The sequence below is a fragment of the Streptomyces tibetensis genome (genome assembly GCF_040647715.1).
Lineage (GTDB): Bacteria > Actinomycetota > Actinomycetes > Streptomycetales > Streptomycetaceae > Streptomyces > Streptomyces tibetensis_A.
Map to the genome: position 1 here is coordinate 237,509 of NZ_JBEZCR010000002.1, position 16,649 is coordinate 254,157.

Genomic DNA, 16,649 nt, shown 5'->3' on the forward strand with positions numbered 1-16,649 from the left:
GGCCCCGGATCGGGCAGGGGGGCCTTGACGAACCGCACGCAGCGCGCAATTCTCAGGACGCGTCGTCACAGGATCCGAATCCGAGGCATGGATCGACGACGAAGAGGGCAGTATCAACGTGCGTTGAGGGCAGCGCCTTGTCGCAGGAGTGGAACAACGAGGGTGAACACGGGTTCCAGAACCCGCACTGGACATCAGTGTGCCGAGTGGCTACACTGACCCTTTGCGCTGCCTGTTAGCTGTCCCCTGCCCGTCACCAGGGGTCTGCCCTCGCCCGAGCATCGATGACAAGACATGCCTGACCTGGTCTTTAGGCCCTCACGGCACAGCTTGTCTCCATGTACGGGAGAGGGGCCGGTACGCGCGTAGTGAGTCCGAGCCCTCGGAAGGACCCCCTCTTGGCCGCCTCGCGCAACGCCTCGACCGCGAATACGAACAACGCCGCCAGCACTGCCCCGCTGCGCATCTCTTTTGCAAAGATCAAGGAGCCTCTCGAGGTTCCGAACCTGCTCGCGCTGCAGACCGAGAGCTTTGACTGGCTCCTCGGCAACACCGCCTGGCAGAGTCGGGTCGAGGAGGCTCTCGAGAACGGTCAGGACGTCCCCACCAAGTCCGGGCTCGAGGAGATCTTCGAGGAGATCTCCCCGATCGAGGACTTCAGCGGGTCGATGTCGCTGACCTTCCGCGACCACCGCTTCGAGCCGCCGAAGAACTCCATCGACGAGTGCAAGGACCGCGACTTCACGTACGCGGCCCCCCTCTTCGTCACCGCCGAGTTCACCAACAACGAGACCGGCGAGATCAAGTCCCAGACGGTCTTCATGGGCGACTTCCCGCTCATGACGAACAAGGGCACCTTCGTCATCAACGGCACCGAGCGTGTCGTGGTGTCGCAGCTCGTCCGTTCGCCCGGTGTCTACTTCGACTCCTCCATCGACAAGACGTCCGACAAGGACATCTTCTCCGCGAAGATCATCCCCTCCCGGGGTGCCTGGCTGGAGATGGAGATCGACAAGCGCGACATGGTCGGTGTGCGCATCGACCGCAAGCGCAAGCAGTCCGTCACCGTCCTGCTCAAGGCGCTCGGCTGGACCACCGAGCAGATCCTCGAGGAGTTCGGCGAGTACGAGTCGATGCGCGCCACCCTGGAGAAGGACCACACCCAGGGCCAGGACGACGCGCTGCTCGACATCTACCGCAAGCTGCGTCCGGGCGAGCCCCCCACGCGTGAGGCCGCGCAGACGCTGCTCGAGAACCTCTACTTCAACCCCAAGCGCTACGACCTGGCCAAGGTCGGCCGCTACAAGGTCAACAAGAAGCTGGGTGCGGACGCTCCGCTGGACGCGGGCATCCTGACCGTCGAGGACATCATCTCGACGATCAAGTACCTGGTGAAGCTGCACGCGGGTGAGACCGAGACGGTCGGCGACAGCGGTACGAACATCGTCGTCGAGACCGACGACATCGACCACTTCGGCAACCGCCGCCTGCGCAGCGTCGGCGAGCTCATCCAGAACCAGGTCCGTACGGGTCTGGCGCGTATGGAGCGTGTCGTCCGCGAGCGGATGACGACCCAGGACGTCGAGGCGATCACGCCGCAGACCCTGATCAACATCCGGCCGGTCGTCGCCTCCATCAAGGAGTTCTTCGGCACCAGCCAGCTGTCGCAGTTCATGGACCAGAACAACCCGCTGTCGGGTCTCACCCACAAGCGCCGTCTGTCGGCTCTTGGCCCGGGTGGTCTGTCCCGTGAGCGGGCCGGCTTCGAGGTCCGTGACGTGCACCCCTCGCACTACGGCCGCATGTGCCCGATCGAGACGCCCGAAGGCCCGAACATCGGTCTGATCGGTTCGCTCGCCTCGTACGGTCGCGTCAACGCGTTCGGTTTCGTCGAGACCCCGTACCGCAAGGTGTTCGAGGGCCAGGTCACCGACGAGGTCGACTACCTGACCGCCGACGAGGAAGACCGCTTCGTCATCGCGCAGGCCAACGCGCCGCTCACCGACGAGCTCCGCTTCGCCGAGGCCCGCGTGCTGGTCCGCCGCAAGGGCGGCGAGGTCGACTACGTCGGTGGCGAGGACGTGGACTACATGGACGTCTCGCCGCGCCAGATGGTGTCGGTCGCGACCGCCATGATCCCCTTCCTCGAGCACGACGACGCCAACCGTGCCCTCATGGGCGCGAACATGATGCGTCAGGCCGTGCCGCTGATCAAGTCCGAGGCCCCGCTCGTCGGCACCGGCATGGAGTACCGCTCCGCGGTCGACGCCGGCGACGTGGTCAAGGCCGAGAAGCCCGGTGTGGTCCAGGAGGTCTCCGCGGACTACATCACCACCGCCAACGACGACGGCACGTACATCACGTACCGCCTGGCCAAGTTCGCCCGCTCCAACCAGGGCACCTCGGTCAACCAGAAGGTCATCGTCAACGAGGGCGACCGGATCATCGAGGGCCAGGTCCTCGCCGACGGTCCGGCCACCCAGAACGGCGAGATGGCGCTGGGCAAGAACCTGCTCGTGGCGTTCATGCCGTGGGAGGGTCACAACTACGAGGACGCGATCATCCTGTCGCAGCGCCTCGTGCAGGACGACGTCCTCTCCTCGATCCACATCGAAGAGCACGAGGTCGACGCCCGGGACACCAAGCTCGGCCCCGAGGAGATCACCCGGGACATCCCGAACGTCTCCGAGGAGGTCCTCGCCGACCTCGACGAGCGCGGCATCATCCGCATCGGTGCCGAGGTCGTCGCCGGTGACATCCTCGTCGGCAAGGTCACGCCCAAGGGCGAGACCGAGCTGACGCCCGAGGAGCGCCTGCTGCGCGCCATCTTCGGTGAGAAGGCCCGTGAGGTCCGTGACACCTCGCTGAAGGTGCCGCACGGCGAGATCGGCAAGGTCATCGGCGTCCGCGTCTTCGACCGCGAGGAGGGCGACGAGCTTCCCCCCGGTGTGAACCAGCTGGTGCGCGTCTACGTCGCGCAGAAGCGCAAGATCACCGACGGTGACAAGCTCGCCGGCCGTCACGGCAACAAGGGCGTCATCTCGAAGATCCTGCCGATCGAGGACATGCCGTTCCTGGAGGACGGCACCCCGGTCGACATCATCCTCAACCCGCTCGGTGTGCCGTCCCGAATGAACCCGGGACAGGTGCTGGAGATCCACCTCGGCTGGCTCGCCAGCCGCGGCTGGGACGTCTCCGGCCTCGCGGACGACTGGGCGCAGCGCCTGCAGGCCATCGAGGCCGACCAGGTCGCGCCGGGCACGAACGTCGCCACCCCCGTCTTCGACGGTGCGCGTGAGGACGAGCTGGCCGGTCTGCTGAACCACACCATCCCGAACCGCGACGGCGAGCGCATGGTGCTCCCGACCGGTAAGGCGCCGCTGTTCGACGGCCGCTCCGGCGAGCCGTTCCCGGAGCCGATCTCGGTCGGCTACATGTACATCCTCAAGCTGCACCACCTGGTCGACGACAAGCTGCACGCCCGGTCGACCGGTCCGTACTCGATGATCACCCAGCAGCCGCTGGGTGGTAAGGCCCAGTTCGGTGGCCAGCGCTTCGGTGAGATGGAGGTGTGGGCGCTGGAGGCTTACGGCGCCGCGTACGCCCTCCAGGAGCTGCTGACCATCAAGTCCGACGACGTGACCGGCCGCGTGAAGGTCTACGAGGCCATCGTCAAGGGCGAGAACATCCCCGAGCCCGGCATCCCCGAGTCCTTCAAGGTGCTCATCAAGGAGATGCAGTCCCTGTGCCTCAACGTGGAGGTGCTGTCCTCGGACGGCATGTCCATCGAGATGCGCGACACCGACGAGGACGTCTTCCGCGCTGCGGAGGAGCTTGGCATCGACCTGTCCCGGCGTGAGCCGAGCAGCGTCGAAGAGGTCTGACGGGAGTCCGGCGGCCTTCGCTCTGAAGGCCGCCGGCCCCAGGACCCCCGTATCAGACCCCATGACTTACAACCCTGAGAGGGATTGACGCATAGTGCTCGACGTCAACTTCTTCGACGAGCTCCGGATCGGTCTGGCCACCGCTGACGACATCCGTCAGTGGAGCCACGGCGAGGTCAAGAAGCCCGAGACGATCAACTACCGCACGCTCAAGCCCGAAAAGGACGGACTCTTCTGCGAGAAGATCTTCGGTCCGACCCGGGACTGGGAGTGCTACTGCGGCAAGTACAAGCGTGTCCGCTTCAAGGGCATCATCTGTGAGCGGTGTGGCGTCGAGGTCACCCGCGCCAAGGTGCGCCGTGAGCGGATGGGCCACATCGAGCTGGCCGCCCCGGTCACGCACATCTGGTACTTCAAGGGTGTCCCGAGCCGTCTGGGCTACCTGCTCGACCTGGCTCCCAAGGACCTCGAGAAGGTCATCTACTTCGCGGCGTACATGATCACGTACGTCGACGAGGAGCGCCGCACGCGCGACCTGCCCTCGCTGGAGGCCCACGTCTCCGTCGAGCGCCAGCAGATCGAGCAGCGCCGCGACGCCGACCTGGAAGCCCGCGCCAAGAAGCTCGAGACCGACCTGGCCGAGCTGGAGGCCGAGGGCGCCAAGGCCGACGTGCGCCGCAAGGTGCGCGAGGGTGCCGAGCGCGAGATGAAGCAGCTGCGCGACCGTGCGCAGCGCGAGATCGACCGCCTCGACGAGGTGTGGAACCGCTTCAAGAACCTCAAGGTCCAGGACCTCGAGGGCGACGAGCTGCTCTACCGCGAGCTGCGTGACCGCTTCGGCACCTACTTCGACGGTTCGATGGGTGCCGCGGCGCTGCAGAAGCGCCTGGAGTCCTTCGACCTCGACGAGGAGGCCGAGAAGCTCCGCGAGATCATCCGCACCGGCAAGGGCCAGAAGAAGACCCGTGCGCTCAAGCGCCTGAAGGTCGTCTCCGCGTTCCTGCAGACCAGCAACAGCCCCAAGGGCATGGTGCTCGACTGCGTGCCGGTCATCCCGCCGGACCTGCGTCCGATGGTGCAGCTGGACGGTGGCCGCTTCGCGACCTCCGACCTGAACGACCTGTACCGCCGTGTGATCAACCGGAACAACCGCCTGAAGCGCCTTCTCGACCTCGGTGCGCCCGAGATCATCGTGAACAACGAGAAGCGCATGCTCCAGGAGGCCGTCGACGCGCTGTTCGACAACGGCCGCCGTGGTCGCCCGGTCACCGGTCCCGGTAACCGCCCGCTGAAGTCCCTCAGCGACATGCTGAAGGGCAAGCAGGGCCGCTTCCGTCAGAACCTGCTCGGTAAGCGTGTGGACTACTCCGCGCGTTCCGTGATCGTCGTCGGTCCGCAGCTGAAGCTGCACCAGTGCGGTCTGCCCAAGGCGATGGCGCTGGAGCTCTTCAAGCCGTTCGTGATGAAGCGCCTGGTCGACCTGAACCACGCGCAGAACATCAAGAGCGCCAAGCGCATGGTCGAGCGCGGCCGCACGGTCGTGTACGACGTGCTGGAAGAGGTCATCGCGGAGCACCCGGTTCTGCTGAACCGTGCGCCCACGCTGCACCGCCTCGGCATCCAGGCCTTCGAGCCGCAGCTGGTCGAGGGCAAGGCCATCCAGATCCACCCGCTCGTCTGCACCGCGTTCAACGCGGACTTCGACGGTGACCAGATGGCCGTGCACCTGCCGCTGTCCGCGGAGGCGCAGGCCGAGGCCCGCATCCTGATGCTGTCCTCGAACAACATCCTCAAGCCGGCCGACGGCCGCCCGGTGACGATGCCGACCCAGGACATGGTCCTCGGTCTGTTCTTCCTCACCACCGACGGTGAGCTGCGCGACACAAAGGGCGAGGGCCGGTCCTTCGGCTCCACAGCCGAGGCGATCATGGCCTTCGACGCCGGTGAGCTGGCGCTGCAGTCGCAGATCGACATCCGCTTCCCGGTGGGCACCATCCCGCCGCGCGGCTGGACCCCGCCGGCGCGCGAGGAGGGCGAGCCCGAGTGGCAGCAGGGGGACACGTTCCGCCTGCGCACCACCCTGGGTCGCGCGCTCTTCAACGAGCTGCTGCCCGAGGACTACCCGTTCGTCGACTACTCGGTCGGCAAGAAGCAGCTCTCCGAGATCGTCAACGACCTCGCCGAGCGCTACCCCAAGGTCATCGTGGCGGCGACGCTCGACAACCTGAAGGCGGCCGGCTTCTACTGGGCGACCCGTTCCGGTGTCACCGTCGCCATCTCCGACGTCGTCGTTCCCGAGGCGAAGAAGGAGATCGTCCGCAACTACGAGGCGCAGGACGAGAGGGTCCAGAAGCAGTACGAGCGCGGTCTCATCACCAAGGACGAGCGCACGCAGGAGCTCATCGCGATCTGGACCAAGGCCTCGAACGAGGTCGCCGAGGCGATGACCGCGAACTTCCCGAAGACGAACCCGATCTTCATGATGGTGGACTCCGGCGCGCGAGGAAACCTTATGCAGGTGCGTCAGATCGCGGGTATGCGTGGTCTGGTGTCGAACGCCAAGAACGAGACCATCCCGCGCCCCATCAAGTCCTCGCTGAAGGAGGGCTTCTCCGTGCTGGAGTACTTCATCTCCACGCACGGCGCCCGTAAGGGTCTGGCGGACACCGCTCTGCGTACCGCCGACTCGGGTTACCTCACGCGTCGTCTGGTCGACGTCTCCCAGGACGTCATCATTCGCGAGGAGGACTGCGGCACCGAGCGCGGTCTGCGTCTGAAGATCGCCGACCGCACCGAGGCCGGGCTGGTCAAGACGGAGGACGTCGAGACGTCCGTGTACGCGCGCTGCCTCGCCGAGGACATCGTGGTCGACGGACAGGTGCTGGCCCCGGCCGGTACCGACCTCGGCGACGTCCTCATCGAGGAGCTCGTGCAGCGCGGCGTCGAGGAGGTCAAGACCCGCTCGGTCCTGACCTGCGAGTCCGCCGTCGGCACCTGCGCCATGTGCTACGGCCGCTCGCTGGCCACCGGCAAGCTGGTCGACATCGGTGAGGCGGTCGGCATCATCGCCGCCCAGTCCATCGGTGAGCCCGGTACCCAGCTGACGATGCGTACCTTCCACACCGGTGGTGTGGCCGGTGACGACATCACCCAGGGTCTGCCGCGTGTCGTCGAGCTCTTCGAGGCCCGTACCCCGAAGGGTGTCGCCCCGATCTCCGAGGCCCAGGGCCGCGTGCGGATCGAGGAGACCGAGAAGACCAAGAAGATCGTCATCACGCCGGACGACGGCAGCGACGAGACGGCGTTCCCGATCTCGAAGCGCGCCCGACTCCTGGTCAGCGAGGGCGAGCACGTCGAGGTGGGCCAGAAGCTCACCGTGGGTGCCACCAACCCGCACGACGTGCTGCGCATCCTGGGCCAGCGTGCCGTCCAGGTCCACCTGGTCGGCGAGGTCCAGAAGGTCTACAACTCGCAGGGTGTGTCGATCCACGACAAGCACATCGAGATCATCATCCGGCAGATGCTGCGCCGCGTGACGATCATCGAGTCCGGCGACGCCGAGCTGCTGCCCGGCGAGCTGGTCGAGCGCTCGAAGTTCGAGCACGAGAACCGTCGTGTGGTCCAGGAGGGCGGTCACCCGGCCTCCGGTCGTCCGCAGCTCATGGGTATCACCAAGGCCTCGCTGGCGACGGAATCCTGGCTGTCGGCCGCCTCCTTCCAGGAGACGACCCGAGTCCTGACGGACGCGGCGATCAACGCCAAGTCCGACAGCCTCATCGGCCTCAAGGAGAACGTCATCATCGGTAAGCTCATCCCGGCCGGTACGGGTCTGTCCCGCTACCGCAACATCCGGGTCGAGCCGACCGAGGAGGCCAAGGCCGCGATGTACTCGGCCGTCGGCTACGACGACATCGACTACTCGCCGTTCGGCACGGGCTCCGGCCAGGCCGTTCCGCTGGAGGACTACGACTACGGTCCGTACAACCAGTAAGCGAGTCGCTTGAGTCGAAGGGCGGTCACCCTGCGGGGTGACCGCCCTTCGGCGTTCCCGGTGACCGGGGCCCGGACTGTCGGTGACCGGGGCCCGAGCGGCTGAGGAACCTCAGCGCCGCCTCACCGGGCATCTGCGGGCGTGCCGCCAGGGCGGCGGACCCCGAGAAGCTCCTGCGCGTGGGAGGGCCTGTGTCGGCTGTCTGGCCGAGATGCGGCGCCCCGGCCCGGGCGCACCGGTGCCGGAACCTCCGCTTCGGCGCATCATGGAAGGACTCCGGTCCCCGGGGAGGTGCTCCGTGTCGCAGTCGCACTATCCGTCCTGGCAGCCGTGGCAGCCGTGGCAGCCCTGGCAGCCCCGGCAGGGCTCCGGTGCCCCGTCGATGCTGGCGTCGCACGCCGACCGGGAGCGGGCCGTGGACGTGCTCAGAGCCGGCTACGGCGAGGGGCGGATGGAGCAGGGCGAGTTCGAGAAGCGGGTGGGGCGGGCGTACGCGGCGCGGACGGTGGGGGAGCTGGCGCTGCTCGTCGCGGATCTGCCGCAGGGGCCGCTGCCGCAGCCGGCCTCGATGGTGCCTGTGCCGGCGACGTTCGTGCCGGTGCCGCGGGCTCGCACCAACGGGAAGGCCGTCGCGGCCGGGGTGTGCGGGCTGCTGTGCGTGCCGACCATGGGGCTGACCGGGATCCCGGCCGTCGTGCTGGGGCATGTGGCCCGGGCCGAGATCCGCAGTCGCGGGGAGCTGGGGGACGGGCTCGCGCTGACCGGCCTCGTGCTCGGATGGTTGTCCACCGCGGGCTGGGCACTCGTTCTGGTGTTGCTCACGGTGGTGTCCGTCGTAGCATCGTGAAGGTGCGCAAAACGGACAGTCGCCGTCGAATTGAAGATCGACAACGGCCGGGGGGCTTGACATGTCCCGCATGGCGATGCGGGCGCTGCCCATTTGTTTTGACCGCAGCGAATGCGGTAGGTACGCTCAGACCTTGTGCCTGGGGTGTGCCCTGGCTCGCGTGTGTGCCATGAACCGCACGGCGGGCCGACACCGGCCACCGTAATCTGCGCTGTTTCTGCCTCGCGGCGGGAGTCCGCGGGTTCGACACACCCGACCGCGTGGGTCGGCGACGTTCCAGGTTAGCTTCACCATTCGGCACACAGAAACCGGAGAAGTAGTGCCTACGATCCAGCAGCTGGTCCGCAAGGGCCGGCAGGACAAGGTCGAGAAGAACAAGACGCCCGCACTCGAGGGTTCCCCTCAGCGCCGGGGCGTCTGCACGCGTGTGTTCACGACCACCCCGAAGAAGCCGAACTCGGCCCTGCGTAAGGTCGCGCGTGTGCGTCTGACCAGCGGGATCGAGGTCACCGCTTACATTCCGGGTGAGGGACACAACCTGCAGGAGCACTCCATCGTGCTCGTGCGCGGCGGCCGTGTGAAGGACCTGCCGGGTGTTCGCTACAAGATCATCCGTGGCTCCCTCGACACCCAGGGTGTCAAGAACCGCAAGCAGGCCCGTTCCCGCTACGGCGCCAAGAAGGAGAAGTAAGAATGCCTCGTAAGGGCCCCGCCCCGAAGCGCCCGGTCATCATCGACCCGGTCTACGGTTCTCCTCTGGTGACGTCGCTCATCAACAAGGTGCTGCTGAACGGCAAGCGCTCCACCGCCGAGCGCATCGTCTACGGCGCCATGGAAGGTCTGCGTGAGAAGACGGGCAACGACCCGATCATCACGCTGAAGCGCGCGCTGGAGAACATCAAGCCGACCCTCGAGGTCAAGTCCCGCCGTGTCGGTGGTGCGACGTACCAGGTTCCGATCGAGGTCAAGCCCGGTCGCGCCAACACGCTCGCGCTGCGCTGGCTGGTCGGTTACTCCCGCGCCCGTCGCGAGAAGACCATGACCGAGCGTCTGCTCAACGAGCTTCTCGACGCCTCCAACGGCCTCGGTGCCGCTGTGAAGAAGCGCGAGGACACCCACAAGATGGCCGAGTCCAACAAGGCCTTCGCGCACTACCGCTGGTAGTCGCTACCCACATCGAGACCGAGAGAAGACTGAAGCCTTATGGCTACCACTTCACTTGACCTGGCCAAGGTCCGCAACATCGGGATCATGGCCCACATCGACGCGGGCAAGACGACCACCACCGAGCGGATCCTGTTCTACACCGGCGTGTCGTACAAGATCGGTGAGGTCCACGACGGCGCTGCCACCATGGACTGGATGGAGCAGGAGCAGGAGCGTGGCATCACGATCACGTCTGCTGCGACCACCTGTCACTGGCCGCTCGAGGACAACGACTACACCATCAACATCATCGACACCCCGGGTCACGTCGACTTCACCGTCGAGGTGGAGCGCTCCCTGCGCGTGCTCGACGGTGCCGTGACGGTGTTCGACGGTGTCGCCGGTGTCGAGCCGCAGTCCGAGACGGTGTGGCGTCAGGCCGACCGCTACGGCGTGCCGCGTATCTGCTTCGTCAACAAGCTGGACCGTACCGGCGCCGAGTTCCACCGCTGCGTGGACATGATCTCGGACCGCCTGGGCGCGCAGCCGCTGGTCATGCAGCTGCCCATCGGTGCAGAGGCGGACTTCAAGGGCGTCATCGACCTCGTGACGATGAAGGCCCTGGTCTGGTCGGCCGAGGCGACCAAGGGCGAGATGTACGACACCGTCGACATCCCGGACACCCACGCCGAGGCTGCCGAGGAGTACCGCGGCAAGCTGCTCGAGGCCGTCGCCGAGAACGACGAAGAGCTGATGGAGCTGTACCTGGAGGGCACCGAGCCCACCGTGGAGCAGCTCTACGCCGCGATCCGTCGTATCACCATCGCGTCCGGCAAGGGCGGCGGCACCACCGTCACCCCCGTGTTCTGCGGCACCGCGTTCAAGAACAAGGGCGTTCAGCCCCTGCTCGACGCGGTCGTGCGCTACCTGCCCACCCCGCTCGACGTCGAGGCCATCGAGGGTCACGACGTCAAGGACCCGGAGCAGGTCGTCGTGCGCAAGCCGTCGGACGAGGAGCCCCTCGCCGCGCTCGCGTTCAAGATCATGAGCGACCCGCACCTCGGCAAGCTCACCTTCGTCCGCGTGTACTCCGGGCGCCTGCACTCCGGCACGGCCGTGCTGAACTCGGTGAAGGGCCGCAAGGAGCGCATCGGCAAGATCTACCGCATGCACGCCAACAAGCGTGAGGAGATCGAGTCGGTGGGCGCCGGCGACATCGTCGCCGTCATGGGCCTGAAGCAGACCACCACCGGTGAGACGCTGGCGGACGAGAAGAACCCGGTCATCCTGGAGTCCATGGACTTCCCGGCGCCGGTCATCGAGGTCGCCATCGAGCCCAAGTCGAAGGGCGACCAGGAGAAGCTCGGCGTCGCGATCCAGCGCCTGGCCGAGGAGGACCCCTCCTTCCAGGTGCACACCAACGAGGAGACCGGCCAGACCGTCATCGGCGGTATGGGCGAGCTTCACCTCGAGGTGCTCGTGGACCGCATGAAGCGCGAGTTCAAGGTCGAGGCCAACGTCGGCAAGCCGCAGGTCGCGTACCGCGAGACGATCCGCAAGGCCGTCGAGAAGGTCGAGTTCACCCACAAGAAGCAGACGGGTGGTACCGGCCAGTTCGCTCGCGTCATCATCGCGATCGAGCCGATCGAGGGTGGCGACGCCTCGTACGAGTTCATCAACAAGGTGACCGGTGGCCGTGTGCCGAAGGAGTACATCCCTTCGGTGGACGCCGGTGCGCAGGAGGCCATGCAGTTCGGCATCCTCGCCGGTTACGAGATGACCGGTGTGCGCGTGACGCTGCTCGACGGTGCCTACCACGAGGTGGACTCCTCCGAGCTCGCGTTCAAGATCGCCGGTTCGCAGGCCTTCAAGGAGGCCGCGCGCAAGGCCAGCCCCGTACTGCTCGAGCCGATGATGGCCGTCGAGGTCACCACGCCCGAGGACTACATGGGTGAGGTCATCGGTGACATCAACTCCCGCCGTGGCCAGATCCAGGCCATGGAGGAGCGGGCCGGTGCCCGCGTCGTGAAGGGCCTCGTGCCCCTCTCGGAGATGTTCGGTTACGTCGGCGACCTGCGCAGCAAGACGTCCGGCCGTGCGAGCTACTCCATGCAGTTCGACTCCTACGCCGAGGTTCCGCGGAACGTCGCCGAGGAGATCATCGCGAAGGCCAAGGGCGAGTAACGCACCGCGTCTACACGCCGTAGGCTTGACTCCGGAGCCTCGTGGGGCATTCCGCCGCAATGACGGAGGAATGCCCCGAGGATCCGGGACATCCAGCAAAGATCACCTGGCGCCGATGAAGTAAGGCGTACCAGAACCACTTCCAGGAGGACCCCAGTGGCGAAGGCGAAGTTCGAGCGGACTAAGCCGCACGTCAACATCGGCACCATCGGTCACATCGACCACGGTAAGACGACCCTCACGGCCGCCATTACCAAGGTGCTGCACGACGCGTACCCGGACCTGAACGAGGCCTCGGCCTTCGACCAGATCGACAAGGCTCCTGAGGAGCGCCAGCGCGGTATCACCATCTCCATCGCGCACGTCGAGTACCAGACCGAGACGCGTCACTACGCCCACGTCGACTGCCCCGGTCACGCGGACTACATCAAGAACATGATCACGGGTGCGGCGCAGATGGACGGCGCCATCCTCGTGGTCGCCGCCACCGACGGCCCGATGCCGCAGACCAAGGAGCACGTGCTCCTGGCCCGCCAGGTCGGCGTTCCGTACATCGTCGTCGCCCTGAACAAGGCCGACATGGTGGACGACGAGGAGATCCTGGAGCTCGTCGAGCTCGAGGTCCGTGAGCTCCTCTCCGAGTACGAGTTCCCGGGCGACGACGTTCCCGTCGTCAAGGTCTCCGCTCTGAAGGCCCTCGAGGGCGACAAGGAGTGGGGCAACTCGGTTCTCGAGCTCATGAACGCCGTCGACACGGCGATCCCCGAGCCCGAGCGTGACGTCGACAAGCCGTTCCTCATGCCGATCGAGGACGTCTTCACGATCACCGGTCGCGGTACGGTCGTCACCGGCCGTATCGAGCGTGGTGTCCTGAAGGTCAACGAGACCGTCGACATCATCGGCATCAAGCAGGAGAAGACCACCACCACGGTCACCGGCATCGAGATGTTCCGGAAGCTCCTCGACGAGGGCCAGGCCGGTGAGAACGTCGGTCTGCTCCTCCGTGGCATCAAGCGCGAGGACGTCGAGCGCGGCCAGGTCATCATCAAGCCGGGCTCGGTCACCCCGCACACCGAGTTCGAGGCGCAGGCCTACATCCTGTCCAAGGACGAGGGTGGCCGCCACACGCCGTTCTTCAACAACTACCGCCCGCAGTTCTACTTCCGTACGACGGACGTGACCGGCGTGGTGACCCTCCCCGAGGGCACCGAGATGGTCATGCCGGGTGACAACACCGAGATGAAGGTGGAGCTCATCCAGCCCGTCGCCATGGAGGAGGGCCTGAAGTTCGCCATCCGTGAGGGTGGCCGGACCGTGGGCGCCGGCCAGGTCACCAAGATCACGAAGTGACCTCGCCGGGCGTCTGACGGGACGCTCGACCGTGAGCGGGCCCATGCGACTGAAGTCGCATGGGCCCGTTCGCATGTGCGGTTCCCTTGATAAGGTTGCTATTGAAACGGGAGGAGCTGGTGATGTCTGTGTACGTTTCCGGGACGAAACGTCTCCTCGCTGCAGAACGCACTCCAGAACCGGAGGCCGGCTCCAGACCGGAACCCGTGAGAATGCGCTGACCAGCAAGCGCCCCGCCGTTGATTCCGATCACTTGACCAGGTGATCCATCCGGACGTTGCCTGGATGCCGGGCGCCTGCTGTGTGGGCTCGATGTGGCCTGATTCTCGGCCTCTGTTTCTTGCGCAAACTTCATGGAACGTGCATGCGCCGTCTGCTGCCGCTGCCGCGTGCCCGGGGCATGACTGACGAACGACCGAACACGGGGGAGTAGGTCTATGTCTCTTGTCGAGCGCGACAATGAGTTGGAGTTGCTGTACCACCGCCTGGCCGACTGTCTGGCAGGCGCCTCATCGGTCACTCTCATCGGGGGAGCGCTGGGTCTGGGAAAGACCGCGCTGCTGCAGGCCGTGGCGGAGAGAGCGGCGGAATCGCCCTCGACCAGGGTGCTCACGGCTTACGGAAACCGCGGCGGCCAGGCGGAGTCGCTCGACACGTTGACCCAGCTGTTCAGCGGTGCGGGGCTGGCTGCGGAGGACCAGGAAGAACTCGCCCGGCTGCTGGCCATGGGGCGTACGGCCGCGCTGGCCGACAAGCCGTGCGACGGACTCGTGGACCAGCTCCCCGTCGGCCTCTTGCATCAGCTCGCGGCGCTTCTGGTACGGGCGTTGCAGGACCGGTCCGTGGTCATTCTGATCGACGACACGCATCTCGTCGACAGCGCCTCTCAACAGTGGCTGCTCCATCTGGCGCGGTATCTCGGTGAGTTGCGGGCCATGATCGTGCTGACCAACTGCGAGGGACCCAACCCGGTGTCCCCGCTGTTCCACACGGAGTTGCTACGCCTGCCGTCGTACCGGCGGCTGACTCTGAAACCGATCTCGGGCACCGGAGCCGGACGGATCGTCAGGATGATGACCGGCGAGGACGACATTGAGCTCGGAGCCGGATTCCACGCCATCAGCGGCGGCAACCCGCTGCTGCTGCGCGCCCTGGCCCAGGATCGTATGGCGGGAGGCAGCGCGCCGGGCACCCTGTTCCGTCAGGCGGTGTTCGCTTGCCTGTACCGGTCCCAGCCTCACGTGCGCTGGACGGCGGAGGCGGTGGCTCTGCTCGGTGACTACGCGAACTCCGCGCTGGTGGGCAAGCTTCTCGACCTGGGCGACGAGGAGGTGGCCGCGAACCTGGATGCCCTTCAGGCGATGGGCCTCTTGGTCAATCTGAGGTTCCGTCACCCGGACATCCGCTCGGCGGTGCTGGAGGCCTGCCAGGAACGCGCCCAACTGCACGCATCCGCCGCCCGGCTGCTCTACTGGGACGGTCTGCCCGTTTCCGTGGTGGCCGAGCACCTGTTCGCCTCGGGCAGGGCGGCGGAGCCCTGGCAGGTGCAGGTGCTGGAGAGCGCGGCCGACGAGTCGGCAGACCCGGAGCAAGCCATCGCATACCTCGAACTGGCCTACCAGGACAGTTCGGACACGGGGCATCGGACGCGGCTTGCGCTCCATCTGGTGCAGAGCGCGTGGCGTGCCCAGCCCGCCTCCGTGGTGGGGGGCCTCACCCGGCTCGAACGGTTACCGCAGACGGAGTGCGGCACGATCCTGGCCGTCGCGGCCCACCGGTTCTGGTCGGGTAATCCGCGCGACGCCGCCGGCGTTCTGGAGGAGGCGATCTCCCGCGAAGCCGGCCGGGACAACCAGATCGCGGTAGCCGCCTGGGCCGCGAGGATGTGGCTGTCGACCGCGTGCCCCGGGCTGCCGGTGCCGCCCGACCTGGAGTGCGCCGACGAGTGTGAGCTAGGCGTGGAGCAGACTCGGCGAGCGGCGAGCGTGCTGCACGAGTTGCTGCGCGGCGGGTGTCCGGCCACGGCCGCGGCTCAGGCCGAGGGGCTGCTGCGAACGGTCTGGCTCGACGACGGTATGTCGGCGTGGGCGGGCGCGATCGCGGTGACCGTGCTGTGCTACGCGGAACGACTCGACACTGCGGCCGCGGCCTGCGACCGGCTTCTCGAGGGGTCCGGCAGGCACCGCGGGCGTGAGGGTTTCTTCGCCGCCCTGCGTGCGGACATCGCGGTGCGCCAGGGCAACCTGCCGCTGGCCGAGCGGTATGCGCAGCAGGCGGCAGACCAGTTGCCGGTGGCTCACTGGGGCCTGATGGCGGCGTTGCTGCAGGGCATCAAGCTCGTGGTGGCGGTCGGCGGCGGCGACCTCGCACGTGCGGCGGTGCTCGCCGACGCCCCGCTTCCCGACGCGCTGCTCGACACCCGGTACGGGCTGCGCTATCTGTGCCGGCGCGGCCGGTACTACCTGACGGCCGGCCAACCGAACGTGGCGCTGAGCGACTTCCTGTCCGCGGGGCGGCTCGTCCAGCGCTGGGGCGTGGACCGGCCGGCGATGGGGGAGTGGCGGATAGGCGCCGCCGAGGCGTACCTCGCCATTGGGATGCGGGCCCAGGCTCGTCGGCTGCTGGACGAACAACTCGCGCTGCTCGGACCTGAGGACCATCGGGTGCGCGGCTCGACGCTGCGCGTCCTGAGTGCACTGGTACCCCGGCACGAACGTATCGCTCGTCTGCGCCAGGCGGCTGACGCCGCCAAGACGGGCGGTGACCGGCTGGAGCTGGCCCGGGTGGCGGCCCAGCTCCACGACGCCTGTCGTACGGCGGGACAGAACGAGTTGGCGAAGGTTGCCGCGCTCCAGGCACTGAAGCTGGCTGACGAGTGCCGCGCGGTTCCGCTGCAGCGGCAGTTCGTCGCGCATCGCCCGGCCGACCTCGCACCTTCGCAGACTGTCGAGCCCGACCGGCTGACGGCCTCGGAACTCAGGGTGGCCTCGCTCGCCGCCCGTGGGCACACCAATCGTCAGATCGCGGGCGAGCTGCACGTGACGATGAGCACCGTGGAACAGCATCTGACCAAAGTGTACCGGAAGTTGAATGTGAGACATCGCAAGGAACTGATGTCCCGCATGGAACAGACCGTCTGAAAGACCTGCACGCCCGGGTGCGCCGCGATGGAGCGGCGCACCCGGCCTCCGTCCTGCCCTCGCCTGGTCCCACGTCCGTCGCGGACCAGGCCCCCCGGCCCACCCAT

At 66.9% G+C, this 16,649-nt stretch carries 8 protein-coding genes; all 8 read left to right on the forward strand.

Features of this window, described 5'->3' with window-relative positions; genetic code table 11:
- The first annotated feature begins 398 nt into the window (after window positions 1–398).
- The gene (rpoB, locus tag AB0B29_RS05750) at window positions 399–3,884 is read left to right on the forward strand and encodes a DNA-directed RNA polymerase subunit beta (protein WP_362234458.1); all 3,486 of its coding nucleotides are present in this window, start codon (window positions 399–401) and stop codon (window positions 3,882–3,884) included.
- A gap of 94 nt (window positions 3,885–3,978) precedes the next feature.
- Complete coding sequence (locus AB0B29_RS05755) at window positions 3,979–7,875, forward strand: DNA-directed RNA polymerase subunit beta' (RefSeq protein ID WP_362234460.1); 3,897 nt, start codon at window positions 3,979–3,981, stop codon at window positions 7,873–7,875.
- A 298-nt stretch (window positions 7,876–8,173) separates the two neighbouring features.
- The gene (locus tag AB0B29_RS05760) at window positions 8,174–8,722 is read left to right on the forward strand and encodes a DUF1707 and DUF4190 domain-containing protein (protein WP_362234463.1); all 549 of its coding nucleotides are present in this window, start codon (window positions 8,174–8,176) and stop codon (window positions 8,720–8,722) included.
- A gap of 319 nt (window positions 8,723–9,041) precedes the next feature.
- Complete coding sequence (rpsL, locus tag AB0B29_RS05765; protein WP_003948652.1) at window positions 9,042–9,413, forward strand: 30S ribosomal protein S12; 372 nt, start codon at window positions 9,042–9,044, stop codon at window positions 9,411–9,413.
- Window positions 9,414–9,415: 2 nt separating this feature from the next.
- Complete coding sequence (gene rpsG, locus AB0B29_RS05770; protein WP_003992340.1) at window positions 9,416–9,886, forward strand: 30S ribosomal protein S7; 471 nt, start codon at window positions 9,416–9,418, stop codon at window positions 9,884–9,886.
- Window positions 9,887–9,925: 39 nt separating this feature from the next.
- Window positions 9,926–12,052, forward strand: coding sequence for an elongation factor G (fusA, locus tag AB0B29_RS05775; protein ID WP_053674513.1), 2,127 nt, complete (start codon window positions 9,926–9,928; stop codon window positions 12,050–12,052).
- Between the two features lie 156 nt (window positions 12,053–12,208).
- Window positions 12,209–13,402: an elongation factor Tu gene (tuf, locus tag AB0B29_RS05780; RefSeq protein ID WP_362234466.1), complete on the forward strand. Its 1,194-nt coding sequence runs from the start codon at window positions 12,209–12,211 to the stop codon at window positions 13,400–13,402.
- A gap of 437 nt (window positions 13,403–13,839) precedes the next feature.
- On the forward strand, window positions 13,840–16,542 hold the full coding sequence (locus tag AB0B29_RS05785) for an AAA family ATPase (RefSeq protein WP_362234468.1): 2,703 nt from the start codon (window positions 13,840–13,842) through the stop codon (window positions 16,540–16,542).
- Window positions 16,543–16,649: the final 107 nt, after the last annotated feature.

What these genes read in the sequence shown, in the direction of transcription:
- fusA (WP_053674513.1), top strand. Translation starts at nt 9,926, where the DNA reads ATGGCTACCACTTCACTTGACCTGGCCAAGGTCCGCAACATCGGGATC.
- rpsG (WP_003992340.1), top strand. Translation starts at nt 9,416, where the DNA reads ATGCCTCGTAAGGGCCCCGCCCCGAAGCGCCCGGTCATCATCGACCCG.
- AB0B29_RS05785 (WP_362234468.1), top strand. Translation starts at nt 13,840, where the DNA reads ATGTCTCTTGTCGAGCGCGACAATGAGTTGGAGTTGCTGTACCACCGC.